Origin of the sequence: Psychromicrobium lacuslunae (assembly GCF_000950575.1) — a bacterium.
In the GTDB taxonomy this organism is placed as follows: Bacteria; Actinomycetota; Actinomycetes; order Actinomycetales; family Micrococcaceae; genus Renibacterium; species Renibacterium lacuslunae.
Genome location: NZ_CP011005.1, coordinates 2,704,986 through 2,721,192 on the forward strand (window position 1 = coordinate 2,704,986; position 16,207 = coordinate 2,721,192).

The 16,207-nt window shown below is 60.6% G+C and carries 14 protein-coding genes; 9 read left to right on the plus strand and 5 right to left on the minus strand.

Features of this window, described 5'->3' with window-relative positions; genetic code table 11:
- The first annotated feature begins 71 nt into the window (after positions 1-71).
- The gene (locus UM93_RS12685) at positions 72-425 is read left to right on the plus strand and encodes a hypothetical protein (RefSeq protein ID WP_157874147.1); all 354 of its coding nucleotides are present in this window, start codon (positions 72-74) and stop codon (positions 423-425) included.
- A 295-nt stretch (positions 426-720) separates the two neighbouring features.
- Here UM93_RS12685 and UM93_RS12690 read toward each other — a convergent pair whose 3' ends face one another.
- Positions 721-1,566: an enoyl-CoA hydratase/isomerase family protein gene (locus UM93_RS12690; RefSeq protein ID WP_052663784.1), complete on the minus strand. Its 846-nt coding sequence runs from the start codon at positions 1,564-1,566 to the stop codon at positions 721-723.
- Complete coding sequence (locus tag UM93_RS12695) at positions 1,560-2,813, minus strand: CaiB/BaiF CoA transferase family protein (RefSeq protein WP_082057139.1); 1,254 nt, start codon at positions 2,811-2,813, stop codon at positions 1,560-1,562. The genes UM93_RS12690 and UM93_RS12695 overlap by 7 nt, the downstream gene beginning before the upstream one ends.
- 136 nt (positions 2,814-2,949) lie before the next feature.
- Between UM93_RS12695 and UM93_RS12700 the strand changes: the two genes are divergently transcribed.
- Positions 2,950-3,711: an IclR family transcriptional regulator gene (locus tag UM93_RS12700; RefSeq protein ID WP_052663785.1), complete on the plus strand. Its 762-nt coding sequence runs from the start codon at positions 2,950-2,952 to the stop codon at positions 3,709-3,711.
- Between the two features lie 81 nt (positions 3,712-3,792).
- Here the strand turns inward: UM93_RS12700 and UM93_RS12705 are convergent, their stop codons facing one another.
- Positions 3,793-5,028, minus strand: a complete 1,236-nt coding sequence (locus UM93_RS12705; protein WP_045075932.1) for an Ig-like domain-containing protein — start codon at positions 5,026-5,028, stop codon at positions 3,793-3,795.
- 231 nt (positions 5,029-5,259) lie between these two features.
- Between UM93_RS12705 and UM93_RS12710 the strand changes: the two genes are divergently transcribed.
- The 6 genes from UM93_RS12710 (at position 5,260) to UM93_RS12735 (ending at position 14,256) form a co-directional block, all read left to right on the plus strand.
- Positions 5,260-5,877, plus strand: a complete 618-nt coding sequence (locus UM93_RS12710) for a hypothetical protein (RefSeq protein WP_045075933.1) — start codon at positions 5,260-5,262, stop codon at positions 5,875-5,877.
- A 59-nt stretch (positions 5,878-5,936) separates the two neighbouring features.
- On the plus strand, positions 5,937-6,659 hold the full coding sequence (locus UM93_RS12715) for a YcnI family copper-binding membrane protein (RefSeq protein ID WP_234399311.1): 723 nt from the start codon (positions 5,937-5,939) through the stop codon (positions 6,657-6,659).
- Positions 6,660-6,828: 169 nt separating this feature from the next.
- Positions 6,829-7,506, plus strand: a complete 678-nt coding sequence (locus UM93_RS17490; RefSeq protein ID WP_045075934.1) for a DUF4232 domain-containing protein — start codon at positions 6,829-6,831, stop codon at positions 7,504-7,506.
- A 153-nt stretch (positions 7,507-7,659) separates the two neighbouring features.
- On the plus strand, positions 7,660-12,522 hold the full coding sequence (locus tag UM93_RS12725; RefSeq protein ID WP_045075935.1) for an ATP-dependent helicase: 4,863 nt from the start codon (positions 7,660-7,662) through the stop codon (positions 12,520-12,522).
- Positions 12,515-13,345 (plus strand): Fpg/Nei family DNA glycosylase, encoded by an 831-nt coding sequence (locus UM93_RS12730; protein WP_045075936.1) that lies wholly within the window; start codon positions 12,515-12,517, stop codon positions 13,343-13,345. The genes UM93_RS12725 and UM93_RS12730 overlap by 8 nt, the downstream gene beginning before the upstream one ends.
- A complete protein-coding gene (locus tag UM93_RS12735; protein WP_045075937.1) occupies positions 13,345-14,256 on the plus strand; it encodes a pseudouridine synthase in 912 nt (303 codons plus the stop codon). Before UM93_RS12730 ends, UM93_RS12735 begins: the two co-directional genes overlap by 1 nt.
- On the opposite strand, the gene UM93_RS12740 is transcribed toward UM93_RS12735, so the two are convergent.
- Positions 14,253-14,561: a hypothetical protein gene (locus UM93_RS12740; RefSeq protein WP_045075938.1), complete on the minus strand. Its 309-nt coding sequence runs from the start codon at positions 14,559-14,561 to the stop codon at positions 14,253-14,255. The two genes, UM93_RS12735 and UM93_RS12740, sit on opposite strands and share 4 nt — an antisense overlap.
- 9 nt (positions 14,562-14,570) lie before the next feature.
- Positions 14,571-15,134 carry an SRPBCC domain-containing protein gene (locus tag UM93_RS17220; RefSeq protein WP_052663787.1) on the minus strand — a complete coding sequence of 188 codons (564 nt, stop codon included), beginning with the start codon at positions 15,132-15,134 and terminating at the stop codon, positions 14,571-14,573.
- Between the two features lie 255 nt (positions 15,135-15,389).
- Between UM93_RS17220 and UM93_RS12750 the strand changes: the two genes are divergently transcribed.
- Positions 15,390-16,160: a DUF1684 domain-containing protein gene (locus UM93_RS12750; RefSeq protein ID WP_045075939.1), complete on the plus strand. Its 771-nt coding sequence runs from the start codon at positions 15,390-15,392 to the stop codon at positions 16,158-16,160.
- The last annotated feature ends 47 nt before the right edge of the window (positions 16,161-16,207 follow it).

The window sequence follows — 16,207 nt, forward strand, 5'->3', positions numbered from 1 at the left end:
AACTCTTATTCGTCGAGTACCAGGCAGGCGTTTGGAACCCGAGTTGCAAGCCCCACCGGAAGACTTTCAAAATGAGTACACTCACTACGGCGGCCGCTGAGCCGCGCTATGAACATCCCTGCATCTGTCCACACTGCAGGGATACAGCTGTCATGGTCATTGAGAGCTACAAACTAGACCAGAAGAATGACCTCGAAATCGTCATCGATGCCGATTGCATGAATTGCGGCAGCGCCTACCACCACCGTCTCCCCTTCGACCTCCGCTGTCAGCTGGTCAACGATGGGTCACCCATCCGCGATCTCTACGGTGCCATGTTCGTCCACTGCGGTAAACCTATGACCCTCGGAGCTGGCGGGGCCGGACGGGACTATGCGGAACTCACCTGCAATTGCGGCTACCGTAACGACGTCTATTTCCAATAACCTCGCGTTTCCAGCCATCTCACCGGTATCAACACATCACTGGCCGCCTAAGCCAGGAACCTGTCACCCCGAAGACTATGCGCCAACGGAGGGCGCCGAGCTTAGGTTGGCGCCCTCCGTTTTTGTGTGACCACCTTCGAGGAGGGGGGACCTGATCGTCGGTCACACACGAGTGGCTTGGCCACTCACCAAATAGTAACTTGCTAGTCTAGCTATTCAAAACACCTTGGCCTTGAGTTCTCCGAGAGAGCGACGCTACGAGTTTCGCATCCGAATTAGCTCAGCAGGTCCGGGTTCAAACCGCTGGCTGCCACCGAAACTCGGGGACTTCGCCGGCCAGAAACGCCCTCCGGCCAATCTTAAAATCTTCTCCGTCAACCGAGTCGAGCCAGGCTGCTTGCCAGGCGGCCTGCAATCGCGCCGCGTCCGCGGCTGGCACCCCAGTCGAAGCAGCGGGGTCGATCAGCGCTTTCATGGTGTGGATGGTGAATTGCGAACGACGGGCCACGGTCTGCAAAAGCTCAGTGGCGCGCTGCTGAAACGAATCCTCCGGGATCAACTCGGTGAATAATCCCCAACGCTCAGCGAGCGCGGCGGGAATCTCGTTTCCGCTGAACAATAGATACTTCGCCCGGTCAAGCCCCACTCGTTGCAGCAGGCGCTCGACTCCCCGCTGCGGGTAGATTATGCCCAGCTTCGCCGGGGTGATGGCAAGCCTGGTATTTGTGCAGGCGAGCAGCACGTCGCAGGCCGAAGCGAGTTGCCATGCCCCGCCCATGCAAATGCCCGCGACCAGGGCAAAGGTTGGTTTGGACACAGAACTGAGCGCCATATCCACCGCACTCAGGTGGTCCTGCGGACCCTCGGGGGCCTCCTGGTCGAAAAGCACCTCGGGCAGTTCCGAAATATCGACGCCCGCCGAGAAATCCGTTCCGGCACCGGTCAGCGCGATCACCTTGACCGCTTGATCATTGCTCAGCAGCTCTATCGCTTCGATCAGCGCGAGACACATCTGAGAACTCAACGCGTTTCTCTTCGCCGGATTGTCAATCACAATCCAGCCAACGCTCTGATCGACCCTCGACTGAATCCTGCCTTGGCCAGTCCGGCTAGCCGTTATCTGTTCAGTCCCGGTCACCACTTAGCACCGCCTTGATGCGTCAATGCCTGTTCAATCCGCTCGGCCCGCTCAAGTTGTTCAGTGGCTCCGGCGACTCCAGCTCTTAATAAATCCGCAACCTGTTCCTGCTGATACCCGGCGGCGGCCAGAATCTGCCGAGTCTGTTCACCGAGGGCCGGTGGCGCGGCAGTGATCGAGACCGGCACCGAATCAATACTCAGCGGCCCGCGAAGTAACCGCAATTCCGAGCCATCAGCTCTGCTGACCTGCTGAACCATGCCCAATGCTGCCGCTTGTTCGCTCTCTACGGCCTGCAAGTAGTTATTGATCGGCCCACACGGAATGCCGGCGGCGCTGAGCCGATCAATCCAATAGCTGGCTGGCTGTTCAGCAAGCAAGGTAGTAATAATGTCGTTGAGTTCCGCCCGATTGGCGGTACGGTCCCTCCCGGTGCTGAAGCGCTCATCCTGAGCCAGTCCCGGCTGGCCGAGTTCCACGCAGAACCTCGACCATTGCTGCTCGGTGCCGACAGCGATCACCAGCGCCTCGGTGCCACTACGGAAGACTCCATAAGGACTGATTGTCGGATGATCATTTCCGGGCGGCTCAGGCACCTCCGCTAAGCTCAGCGCACGCTGGCCTTGGAAGACAGCCAAGCCAAGCGCAGTTTCGAACAACGAGGTGGAAACCCGCTCCACTTCAACCCCGCGTTCTCTGCCCAGCAAGGCCGCCGCCAGCCCGACTGCGGCGATCATTCCACTTGAAATGTCGACGATCGGAACGCCAACCCGATAGGTGTTCTCGGCACTGCTGCCGGTCACCGAGGTGAGCCCGGAGATGGCCTGCACCACCTGGTCTAGGCCAGCCCGCTGGCGCAACGGACCATGATCGCCATAACCATTGATTGAGGTAGTTATTAGCCGAGGGTTAATGGTTTTTAACACTTCAGCACTGAAACCCATCTTCGCCAAGGTCCCCGGTTTAAAGTTCTCTACTAAGGCTTCTGCCTCGCTGAGCAGTCTGCTCAGCACTTCCCGGCCAGCCTCGCTGTAGAGGTCCAGCGCGATCGACTTCTTATTGCGATTCGCGGAGTCGAAGTAGAGGCTGTGGTCTCCTTGAAACGGCGGCCAAGAACGTGAGCTATCGCCGCCGGTGATTGATTCCACCTTAATAATTTCGGCACCAAGATCGGCGAGCAGCGCGGTGCAGTAGGGTCCGGCCAAGGCCCGGCTCAGGTCGATAATGCGGATCCCGTTCAGTGGCAACACGTTCTCGCTCCGTTCTTTCCACCGTCAATACTGTTGAAGATCAGTGGTTCATAGAATGAACCACTGGTTCATTTCATCGTTTCGGAGGTAAGGTATAGCACTAAATAAAACCGGTCAAGCCCCAGAGAGGATGCCTGTGAGCACCGCTAGTGTCGTCACCGCGATTCGAGTCTTGGAGTCGCTTTCAGAGTTACAACCGGTCGGCCTCTCGGCTCTAGCGCGACAGCTGAACGCCTCTAAAGCGACAGTGCTCAGGATGCTGAGCACTCTCAGCGAACTGGGCTGGGTCACCCAGAGCAGTGGAGTGGAAGCGAGTTGGTCAATGACTTTTCACGCCTACGCCGTAGTAGCTCGCAACGGCACCGTCTCCAGCCTTCGCGAAATTGCGCTGGGACCGATGAACGGCCTGCAACTCGACACCACTGAAACCATCCATCTGGCGGTTCCCGACGGTCAGGAACTGGTAGTTATCGAGCGGTTAGACACTTCCCATGTGCTCCGGGCGTTCCTCGCCCTAGGTACCAGGGTGCCGATGCATGCCTCCGGCACCGGCCTGGCCTTCCTAGCCGCTTCGGAGGATTCCTTCATCACCGATTACCTCAGTCGCCCGCTGGAAAACATTTCCGGCAGATCAATCACCACAGAGGCTGCGCTCTGGGTTGAGATTAACCAGATTCGCGAGCGCGGTTACTCAATCAACGAGGAAGGTCTCAGCACCGGCATCACCTCGGTGGGCGCGGCAGTTATCGGCGGGAACAGCAAGCTACCGATAGCCTGCGTGTCCATCTCGGGTCCGTCCAATCGGATTACCTCTGACAAATTCGAAGAATACGGACGGGCGGTAGCGAGCGCGGCCCAGGAAATCGGTCGACAAGCATCAACCTCAAGGCTTGGCTAGCCGCCATGAGTTCGCAGGAAAGTCTCGGATTCGCCGGTAATTTCTAGCGAATCCGAGACTTTTTCACGAACGAGCGAGAGCCTAGTGCGCTCGACGGCGGATCAGCAGCAGGGCGAGTCCCGCCATCATCGCAGCGCCAGCGATCCCAAGCAGCGGCAGCAGACCCGCAGAGCCGGTGTTTGCTAACTCGCCTTGATCAGCGGGGCTGGTACTTGACGACTGAACAACCGCGGGAGAGCTGCTGTTGGACGTCGTAGTGGTCGACGGCGCACTGGTGGTCGGTGGCGCCGTGGTTGGCGGTACAGTCGGCGGTACGGTTGGCGCACTGGTGGTCGGGGTGGGCTTAATAGCTTCGCCGCTGCCATCGCCACCGGACTGATAGCGACGAATCTCCGAGGTCACCGGCAACGTGGTGCCATTCACTGTGACCTCGGCGCTATTGCTATAGACCAGCAAGCTCGGATCGGTCACCGCCACGATATAGCTCACCGAAACCACTTTGTCCTCGGGCACTGGGCTCAGTGTCACGGTGAAACCTTCAGCGGTGCACTTTTCAATACTCACGCCCTCGGCTGGCATTGGAGCCCAGCCAGCCACTTCGCCCTGGGTATTGAAGCCAGTTGACGTCCGGCCGCTGAGAGTTGAACAATCCAGGGTCTGTCCGGCACCTTGATGATCCGTAAAGGTCGCGGTATCAAAGGGCCCGATCGGCGACTCAATCACCCAACGAATCCGGCCGGTCGGGGTGGCCGAAACATTGCCCGCCTGATCCACCCAGTTGCCGTACTTCACCGGTTTTGCCCGGTCAATGGGGGTGCCTGGGGCCGGTGTGATGGTGACCTTTCCGGCGGTCCCGAAATCCAGCTCGATCGGTTCCCCGGGAGTTACGGTTTGATCAAGCTGAGTGGTGAAAGTTGCGGTTCCTCGCACGTTCCTATGCGTCGTCACATAGTCGGTAAGCGTGAAAACCACTACACCGTCGACTACTTTGGCGGTAGCGACCACCTGGCCGTCAGCGTCTTTAAGGTCGAAATTACTAGTCAATGCGACCAGTTCATCGGGCAGCGTCAAGCTGAAAGTATCGCCAGGTTTTGAGCCGTTCGGCACCGACCAGCTCGCGTTCACGGTGATCGGGTCGTATTGTCCCGGGTTACTCGGCGTCACGGTGACCTTGGTCACGGCACCCGGGATCTCAGCAGCCTGAGCTGGCTGCGCCAGCACATTCAGGCCGAAAATCGCAAGAAGAGCCGCGAGCAGCAAGGCGACAAAATAAAAGGGCCTCTTTCGAGCGCCCGGGATGACCTGAATTTTATGCATGCTTATCCCCCAAAGACAGCAGTAAGTTCGATACCAAAATGGCCCAGTCAATATAGAGCCTAAATATCGTCCTCGCAAGATTACCCTAAATAACGTATTAATCACAATTCAGATCGTTGATAACGACCTACCAGTAGCTAAGAACTGCTGGCTGAGGTGTACGGCACAGATACCGAGTAAAATCTGCTTGAGTCGGTCGCTGGGATCGTGCTTGCGAGGAAGGGGTTGAGAATGGCTACAACTGCGCCTTTTCGCCTACTGCGCAGCTCAATCATTGCTGGCTCCTCGCTCTGCCTGGCCTCGGCGGCGCACACGGCAGCGGGCGGCACCCTACCGGAGCCGCTGATCTTCACCGCTATGATCGCGCTGACCCTACTGGCCAGCACCCTGGTGTCTCGCTGGAAACTTGGTCCGGTATCGATTCTGGGCATCCTGGCTTTGAGCCAGCTCAGCCTGCATCAGTGCTTCGAATGGTTTGCCTTCAGCCCAATGACCGGGGCCAGTTCAACGCCACACCAGCACCAGCACGGCTCGGCGCTCGTGGAACTGCCGGCCATGCTGCCAGCCCACTCGGCTCATTCTGCCGATTCAGCTGGCTTGGGCATGCTGCTCGCACACGTCATCGCGACGATCATCGTCGGGCTAATGGTAGCCCGCGGCGAGTCAGTGTTATGGGCACTGGGCGACTGGCTACGTCCGCTGCTGAGATTGCTTGTGCCAGCAGTCCTGCCGGTACCCAGGCAGCCAGCCGCCGCTTCGGCTCCGACTGAACGCGCCAAACCGCAGCGTTTCCTGAGGGCGGCCCGCTGGCGCGGCCCACCCTCGACCGGGTTGTCCCTCATCTTCTGACACCCCAGCGGACGGATCAACAGCATTCGCCGCGAAATCCAGACGAAAGTTACCGAAAATTGAAAAAGAATTCCTTCGCGCCCAAAAAACTGGTCGCTAAAACCACCCTGATCGCCGTCGGGACCCTGGGGCTGATGGGCCTAGGCATCTCAGCAGCCGCTGCGCACGTCACGGTGAGCGCCTCCAGCACGGCCGCCAATTCCTACACTCTGCTGACTTTTAGCGTTCCGCACGGCTGCGACGGCTCAGCAACCACAAAGGTCGCCATCTCACTGCCTGAGGGCATTGACGATGCGACGCCAACCGTCAACCCGAATTGGACCGCCAGCAAGGTCACCGAGAAACTCGCCCAGCCAAAAACCCTGGAAAATGGCAGCAAGGTCTCCGAACGCACCACCCAAGTGGTTTACACCGCTAAAACACCGCTAGATCCGGAACTTCGTGATGCCTTGGTGCTCTCGGTGAAACTACCTGAAAAGGCCGGCAGCCAATTGAATTTCCCGGTACTGCAAAGCTGCGTCAAGGGCCAGACCAACTGGTCGAATCTGGTTAAACCAGGCCAGGATCACGACGCAGTAGAAGACCCGGCGCCGTTTGTCACGCTAACTGCCGCAGACACTGAGGATCATGCCGCGCAACCTAGCGCAGCAGCACAGCCTGCCAATAGCGACAACAACGCTGGCTCGCAGGCCCCCGGCTGGATCGGCCTGGCCGCCGGGCTGTTGGGCCTGCTGATGGGCGCCTTTGCTCTATTCAGGACGCGCAAGTCGAACACCCAGTAGGTTAAAGCTCCATCTGCTCAAGCCGCGGGCAAGTGAGCCGCGGAGCACGGCTAAGCCAAGCCGCTGAAGCTGGGCGGGCGGGATCCGAATCGGTAGACAGAAGGTCTCAATTCAGATTCCACCCGCCTGGCTGATTGACTCAGCTGCCGCTTAAGAGAAGGGTGAAAGTATGTCACATTTCACTTCCCCCGTTCCCCGTTTCCTGACCACTCTCGGCACCGTGTTCGTCGCTGCCGTGGTGCTGGCCGCTTGCACCCCGGCCGGCAATAATCAGCCCAGTGCAAGCCCCAGTGACAGCAGCACCGCTAGCGACAGTCCGAGTTCTCCGTCAACTGCGCCCTCATCGACTCCGAGCGGCTCCGCAACAGCATCGACCACCGGCAAACCCAGTAACACATCGTCAAATGCCTCACCAGCACTCTGCACCGCCGCCATGTTAAGCGGTTCGATTGCGGAGGGTGGCGGCGGTGCTGCTGGCAGTGTGTATATGAACCTGGTGGTGAAGAACAAGACCGCTCAGCCCTGCAGCATTAACGGCTACCCCGGTGTGTCCCTGGTGGGCAAGGGGAACGGAACCCAATTGGGAGCTGCCGCCGATCGAGACCCCAACCAGCCCTCCACCGGCGCTGTTCTACTAGCCGCCGGAGCAAGCGCAGCCGCTCAGTTGCTGTACACCCGGGCCGAGAACTATGGCGCTAGCTGCACCCTGGTGAAAGCCGATGGCTTCCGGGTCTATCCGCCCAGCGCCACCGACGCGCTGTACATCCCAAATTCACTGAATCCGATCAACGCCTGTAACGAGAAGTCGGTGGTGCTGCTACACATTGGCGCTTTCCATCAGGCCTAACCGGGCCATTTACCTAACTGGGCCATTTAGTGCTGAGTAGCTGAGCGGTTGAGTTGTTAAGAATGTTCAACTTGCTCACCGCAAGGCCTGCTGAGCGGACTCACCAACAGCTTCCGGACCATAGTTGTCGGTGCGATGCGCGATGATGGTCGAATGAGTGGTGTCTCCAAGTCGGCGTCGAGTGCCGCGAGTTCGGTCGCTGCAGAGCAGGTGATGGCTCAATTCAGCCCGCCGACTCGCGATTGGTTCCTCGCCGCCTTCTCGCAGCCCACCCCTGCTCAGCAGGGGGCCTGGCAGGCAATTTCGGCGGGCGCCAATGCCCTGGTGGTCGCCCCCACCGGCTCCGGCAAAACACTGGCGGCCTTTCTCTGGGCCCTTGACACCCTGGTCAAAGAGGGTACTGGGGCCGCCCAGCCCTCCAATCGGAGCAACTCTGCGAAGGGCAGCCAGAATACGGCTCCCAAGGGCAGCAAGGTGCTCTACATTTCGCCGCTGAAGGCGCTCGGCGTCGACGTTGAACGCAATTTGCGGGCACCCCTGATCGGCCTCACCCAGACGGCGGCCCGGCTCGGCATCGAGGTACCATCGATCAGCGTCGGAGTCCGCAGCGGCGACACCACTGCCACGGATCGACGGCGGCTGCTGAGTCATCCGCCGAATATTTTGATCACCACACCCGAATCGCTTTTCCTGATGCTCACTTCACAGGCTCGCGAGACCCTTCGCACCGTGCACACCGTGATCATTGATGAAGTGCACGCGGTCGCCGGGACGAAACGCGGCGCCCACCTGGCGGTTTCACTCGAACGGCTGGATGCGCTGTTAGCTAAGCCGATGCAGCGCATCGGGCTTTCCGCCACCGTTGAACCTCTGGAAACAGTAGCCAGGTTCCTGACCGGCGGAGCTCCCTGCCAGATTGTTGCACCGGCTGCCAGCAAGACCTGGGATTTGAAAGTCACCGTACCGGTGGAGGACATGACCGATCTGGCCTCCGCAGCGGCGGCTCACGATTTGGGTCCAGCCTCCGGTCTGCAACCCAATGCCTCGATTTGGCCCCACGTAGAAGAACAAATCGTCGATCTCGTTGTGCAGAATCAGTCGACCATTGTGTTTGCCAACTCCCGGCGCTTGGCTGAGCGGTTGACCGGACGGCTCAATGAGATCTACCTGGAGCGCCAAGCCGAGCCCGGAGCTAGCGAAACGACGGCGGAGAAACCCGGCAGACCAGGCACACCGGCCGAGATGATGGCCCAGGCTGGCAGTTCCTCCGGCGCCGAACCGGTACTCGCCAAAGCCCATCACGGATCGGTCTCCAAAGAACAGCGCGCACTCATTGAGGACGATTTGAAATCCGGCCGGCTGCGTTGTGTGGTGGCCACCTCCAGCCTGGAGCTCGGTATCGATATGGGCCTGGTCGACCTAGTGATCCAAGTCGAGTCTCCGCCCTCGGTGGCCAGCGGACTACAGCGGGTTGGCCGCGCCGGGCACCAAGTCGGCGAAGTCTCCCAGGGGGTGCTCTTCCCGAAGCATCGCGCGGATCTGCTGCACTCCACCGTCACCGTGGAACGCATGCTGGCCGGCCGAATCGAACCGCTCTTCATCCCGGCCAACCCGCTTGATATCTTGGCTCAGCAAACCGTTGCCGCGGCAGCGCTGGGCAGCATCGACGTCGAAGAGTGGTTTGACACGGTACGCCGTAGCGCCCCTTTTAATGCCTTACCGCGCTCGGCTTACGATGCCACACTCGATCTACTCGCTGGTCGCTACCCTTCCGATGAATTCGCCGAATTGCGGCCCAGGATCGTGTGGGATCGTAATGCTGGCACCATCACCGGGCGACCCGGCGCGCAACGGCTTGCCGTCACCTCTGGGGGTACCATTCCGGATCGTGGGCTGTTCGGGGTCTATCTCGTCGGCGCCGAGGCGGAGGGCAGCAAAAATAGTCGCCGGGTCGGCGAACTCGACGAGGAGATGGTTTACGAATCACGAGTCGGCGATGTTTTCGCCCTGGGTGCCACCAGTTGGCGAATCGAGGACATTACTCATGATCGGGTACTGGTCTCGCCCGCCTTTGGACAACCCGGCAAGCTGCCCTTCTGGAAGGGCGATTCATTGGGCCGACCAGTGGACCTCGGCCATGCCATTGGCGGCTTCGTCAGGGAGCTCTCAGCCGCCCCGAAGGAAGCGGCGCTGGCCCGATGCCAGGCGACCGGGCTGGATGACTACGCGGCCAATAATCTCCTGGGCTACCTCGAAGAACAACGCCAGGCGACCGGGTTGGTGCCCGATGATCGCACCCTGCTGGTGGAGCGTTTTCATGACGAACTGGGAGACTGGCGGGTAGTGCTGCACAGCCCTTTCGGGATGCCGGTGCATGCGCCCTGGGCGTTGGCGGTGGGAGCCCGCCTGCAGGAACGGTATGACCTGGACGGATCGGCAATGGCTTCTGACGACGGCATCGTGCTGCGAGTGCCGATGATGGACGATGAGCCGCCGGGAGCGGAATTGTTCCAATTCGACGCCGAAGAGCTGGAGTCAATAGTGACCGCCCAGGTCGGCGGTTCAGCATTATTTGCCGCCCGGTTCCGGGAGTGCGCGGCTCGAGCCTTATTATTGCCCCGGCAGAACCCGGCCAAGCGTTCACCGCTGTGGCAGCAGCGCCAACGTTCCGCCCAGTTGCTCGATGTCGCTCGCAAATATCCCAGCTTCCCGATCATTCTCGAAACGGTCCGGGAATGTCTGCAGGACGTTTACGATCTCCCGGCGCTTAAAGCCCTGACTCAGGCCCTTGAACGCCGGGAACTGCGGCTATTGGAGACCACCACTCAGCAGCCCTCACCCTTCGCTCGTTCGCTGCTCTTCGGTTATGTCGCCAGCTTCCTCTACGAGGGCGACTCACCCTTGGCCGAGCGACGGGCAGCTGCTCTCTCGCTTGATCCGGCGTTATTGAACGAGTTGCTCGGCCGGGCAGAACTTCGTGAATTGCTCGACCCAGAGGTGATTGCGCTCACCGAGGCTGAGCTGCAGAGAACAGCAGCCGGGCGGCAAGCCAAAGGAATTGAAGGAGTCGCCGATCTGCTGCGGCAGCTCGGGCCGCTGAGTGCGCAGCAGGTGGCCGGTCGGATCGAATCTGAGCTCGATTCTCCGGCGGATCAGCCAACTGAATCCGTCGAGAACCACGCAGCCGAGCAACTCGCCCGGCAAGCCCTCGAGGCCCTCGAAGCCCTGGTCAAGGCCAATCGGGCTTTTCAAGCAACCATTGCTGGCAGACCGATCTATGCAGCAGTCGAGGATGCGGCCCGGCTGCGGGACGCGCTCGGCACGCCGCTGCCAATCGGCATCCCGCTAGCCTTCATTGAACCGGTGGCCGATCCGCTCGGTGACCTGGTTTCTCGCTATGCCCGCACGCACGGACCGTTCCTCGCCAGAGAAGTCGCGAACCACTTTGGCCTCGGCATAGCCGTGGTGCTTTCGACGCTCGACCGGTTGGCGGCTGATGGCCGGGTGGTGCAGGGCGAATTCCTGCCCGGCGGTACCGCCGCTGGCTCCGCTACGAGTGCTGAAGCTGCCGCCGAAGCGACAGCTACCGAAACAATTACCCGCGATTTCACTGACGGACTCGAATGGTGCGACGCCCAAGTGTTGCGCAGAATTCGGCAACGCTCACTCGCCGCCTTGCGCTCCGAGGTGGAGCCCGTTGATCGCGCCGCTTACGCTCGGTTCTTGCCGAGTTGGCAGCACGTCTCGGGCACCGGCTCGACTAGCCTGCGCGGCGTCGACGGGGTACTCACCGTGATCGACCAGCTGGCCGGAGTTGCGGTGCCAGCCTCCGCTCTGGAGAGCTTGGTGCTGGCGCAAAGGGTACGCGATTATTCACCCGCCATTTTGGATGAGTTGATGGCCTCCGGCGAAGTGCTCTGGGCCGGGGCCGGAGCGTTGCCAGGCAATGATGGCTGGATATCGCTGCACCTGGCCGACTCCGCTGCTCTCACGCTGCGCCCTGAACCTGATCATGAACCGAGCGCGACGGCCAGCGCGCTACTCAAACTACTGCTGCCCGGCGGTGCCTATTTCCTTCACCAGCTCCGAGAGGGCTTAGCTGAAGCCCTCGGTCCAAACGAGATGCCAGAGGAGGGACAACTCACCGCACTGCTCTGGGAACTGGTGTGGGCGGGCAAAATCAGCAATGACACCTTCGCTCCGGTGCGTGCCATGCTCGCCGGAGGACATACGGCGCACCGGCAGAAGCCATCCGCTCCCAGGCTCAGACCGCAACGACTCAGTTCGCTGCGCAGCTCCGGACGCTATTCCGGGCTAGGCCGCCCCAATGGCTCGCAACCGGTCGTTTCGAGTATGCTCAGCGGGCGCTGGAGTGCGCTGAATGTGCCCGAGCTGGACCCCACCTTGCGCGCACACGAAATGGCCGAACTACTGCTGGACCGCTATGGTGTGGTGACTCGTGGTGCCGTTGCGGTGGAAGGCGAGCCGGGCGGTTTCGCGCTGATGTACAAGGTTTTGGCACGGCTGGAGGAGCAGGGTCGCTGCCGTCGCGGCTACTTTATTGAAAAATTGGGTGCCGCCCAGTTCGCGGTACCGGCCACCGTAGATCGGCTGCGAGCCTTCGTCACCGACTTCCCAAGCGACGCCCGGCCCTATCAGGCGGTGACCCTCGCCGCCACCGATCCGGCTAATCCCTATGGCGCGGCACTTGCTTGGCCGGCTCTCGAAGTGGGCCACCGTCCGGGCCGCAAAGCCGGCGCCCTGGTGGTGCTGGTGGACGGCGAGCTGGTGCTTTATATCGAACGTGGCGGAAAAACCGTGCTCTGCTTCAGCACTGATGAAGTCGAAATAGCGGCGGCGGCCCAGGCCCTGGTAAGCGTCGTGCAGCGCGCAGCGGTGGATAGATTGGCGATTGAAAAGGTCAATGGCGTTGAGGTGCTGGGTACCGTGCTGGCCACGGCTCTGCTAGCTGCTGGCGCTTATTCAACGCCACGCGGGGTGCGAATCCGTGCCTGAAGGAGATACCGTCTGGCGGCAGGCCAAGCGCCTCGAGAACGCGCTGTTAGGCAAGGTCCTCACAGCCTCCGACCTACGGGTACCAGCCTTCGCCACCGCCGACCTTTCTGGTTACACCGTGACCTCTTCAATAGCTCGCGGCAAACATCTGCTGCTGCGCTGCGAGCCGAGGCCGGGCGAGCCAGGGCAGGGCGAGCCAGTGCTCATCCATTCACACCTCAAAATGGAAGGCAGCTGGCAGCTGTATCGGGCTGGCGAGCGATGGCGGCGACCTGCCCACACCGCGCGGATTGTGTTGCACACCGCAGATACCGTGGCGGTCGGCTTCTCGCTCGGTATCCTCCAGCTGCTCAGCCCCGAAGCAGCCGAACAGGAATTGAGTTTCCTCGGCCCAGATCTGCTTGGCCCAGACTGGGATGCTGCGGAGGCATTAAGTCGTTTACTCAGCGAGCCCCAACGGGCTATTGGCCTCGCCCTGCTGGATCAGCGCAATCTCGCCGGAATTGGCAATATTTATCGCAATGAGCTGTGTTTCCTGAGCCGTATTCACCCCACCCGGCCGGTCCGCGAAGTGGCTGATCTGGCCCGGATGGTGGACCAGGCCAAACGGCTATTAGAGGCGAATAAGCAGCGCGCGCAGCGAAACACCACGGGTGGCCAAAGCCGGTTACAGTCCTGGGTTTACGCTCGCGCACACGAACCGTGTCTGCGTTGTGGCGCGCTGATCGTGAAAGCGGATTTCGATTCTCGGCCGATCTACAGCTGCCCTCGTTGCCAACCGCTGCCCGCCCAACCCAGTGCAACCGGTAAAATCAGGGAGTGATGGAATCCCCGCTCCCGGTGCGCAATGGCGTCAACGCCACTCGCCTGAGATTGCCGGATTCCGGACCCTGGCAAACCGCGATGGAATACCTGCTTGATCGCTTTGACCACGTCGACCCGCAGGGCATTATTGACCGGTTTGAACGAGGTGAGGTCCGCGCACTGGGCGGCGAAGTGATCACTCCGACCACTCCGTTGAACGCTCACACCTTCCTCTGGTACTACCGCGAACTTCCGGTGGAAAAGCGGCTACCGGTCGAGGTGAGCGTGCTTCATCAAGACGAGCACTTGGTAGTGGTCGATAAACCGCATTTCCTGCCCACCACGCCGGGCGGCATGTACGTGGCCGAATCGGCGTTGGTACGACTGCGGTTGTTACTGGGCCTGCCCGAGCTGGTGCCGATCCACCGGCTGGATCGGATGACCGCAGGGGTGCTGCTGTTCGCTGCGAATCCACTAACTCGAGGAAAGTATCAACTTCTCTTTGAGCGCCGCCAGGTTCGAAAAAGCTATCAAGCGGTGGCTGGGGTACGAACCGACCTAGCACTGCCATTGACCATCCGAAGCAGAATCTACAAATCGCGCAGTTACCTGCTGAGCCAGGAACTACCGGGCGAGCCCAATGCGGAAACCCGGATTTCGTTATTAACTAGCTGGCCTACCGAGTTCGGTGAGCGCGGTCTCTACCAGCTTGAGCCACATTCCGGGAAGACGCATCAACTGCGCGTCCATCTGGCTTCACTCGGCCTGGGCATCGTCAACGATCCCTTCTATCCACGTTTGCTTGACCAAGCCCCCGACGACTACGACAAACCCTTACAACTTCTGGCGCATCGCCTGGAGTTCACCGATCCGTTGAGCCACCGTCCGGTCTGCTTTGAAAGCCAGCTGACGTTGAGCGAGGCCGCCTAGCCGACGAAGAGCCACTTGCCGCCGCGACGGCGCAGCGTGGTGAGTCTTCCCGTGGTCGCCACCTGCTCAACCGCCTCGCGCAGCTGGCCGCAGGCGGCCATCGCCTGTGCGTCCTCCTCACTGTCGGTACTGGTTTCCACCAGGAACCTCAGCGTGATCACCGGAACGCGGCCCACCACGTCGAGCTGATTCGCCTCAACCAAGTGAATCGAAGAGAGCGTCTCGATAGCGGTTTTCATCACCACTTCGGGAGCGTGTCCCGGGCGTAGTCCGGTGATTTGCAAGACGGCGCGGTAGGAAGGCACCGAATAAGCCTATGTGCTGCCGCCGACAGTTCTGGCGTATTCATCGTTAGTTTGTTGCCAACGCGGGTAATGCTCTTGGTACCAGGATTCCCAGTCCACCGACCCACCGTTGAGCACGGTATCGAGATGGTCCAGATGCAGATGCCACCCAGCCAAAACACTCAGTCGGGTCGCCTCATCCGGAGCGTCGACGATGGCGGTGAAGCGCACCTCGGTGCCTTGGACTTCATCGGAAGAAGACTGGGCCTCGCGCTGTCCGGGACGTAGCTCCCAGCGCAACACGCCGTGCGCGCTATTGTCCATCTCAAATACCTGTTCGGGTATCACTTCAAGTAGAGTGCCCGGCCACCAATCCATTGGCGCTTCACCGGGCGGCGTGTTCTGCCAACGCAAGTCCCAGGCCGCACCAGCCTCCAGCACGCCGCGCGCCTCTGCCCACCACAGCTTCGTCCGCTCCGGATCGGTCAGTGCTAACCAGAGCACGGCAACCGGCTGAGTGTAAAAACGTCGAAAACTCAGCTTAAAGCGGCCATCCTCCAATTCCTCAAGAGTGCCTAAGTCTTTCCCGCTCATGATTTCACCTCTCTTTCCAGTATTCGCCGAGTGTTTCAAACTGTCCAGGGCACGACCATCCCCCCATCGAGTTCGGAGATCTGCACGTTTCCAGGCCCAGATAACGTGCAGATCTCCGAACTCGGCGGCCAATAGTGGTGGATGACGCGGGATGACGCGCGGTGACCAGCCATGACGGGCCGTTTCCGAGAACGAGGCGCCGGTCCTAGGCTGGGGTCGAAGGAATTTGTCTCCCCGCATCGAGGTTCACCAAATATGGCAAACAGTAGTTGGCAACAATTCCGCGACCACCGCAACCAGAGCCTACCCAGCCCGCACGGCTGGCTGAGCCTGACCTCTCTGCAGTGGCTACCCAATGAGCCCGGGAAACTGGACGGTGTACCGGGGTTATGGAGTGTCAGCGGTGAGCTGGCCAAGGTCAGCGCTACTGCCCAAGATGGCTTGCAGGTGTTGAGCAGCGAAGCACCCCTCGACGGAGAATTGCGCGCTGAGCTGGCCGAAAACGAATCGGTGAACTGGCTTCGTTTCGGCACTGTGCTGATCGAACTCGCCAAGCGCGGTGGTAGCTACGCAATCCGAACCAGAGATTCGGCAGCGCCCACGCTGAACGGCTTCAAAGGAGTGCCCACCTTCGACTACGCCGACGAGTTCATCGCCGACGGCCAGTTCGTTCGCTACCCGACGCCGCAGTTACGCGAGATTGCCACCGCGAATCCGCGGGTGCCTGGTCAGGCCGAAATTGTTGGTGAGATCAGCTTCGAATTGGCCGGACAATCGCACACCTTGCTCGCCCAGCAGAACGGTGACGATCTACTGGTCAACTTCCACGACACGAGCAACGGTGAGCAAACCGCGGGATGGCGTTTCCTGACCGTCAAAGCCCCTGATGATGCCGGCGCGGTCCAGCTCGACTTCAACTACGCGCTGAACTGGCCAAGCGGCTTTAGCGCTTTTGGCACCTGCCCGCGACCGCTCGCCGAGAACACCCTCGACGTCCCGGTACTCGCCGGAGAGAAACACCTCTGATACAGGGCGGGCTAAACCAGGATCAATAGCGTCGCTAGGAACCACCA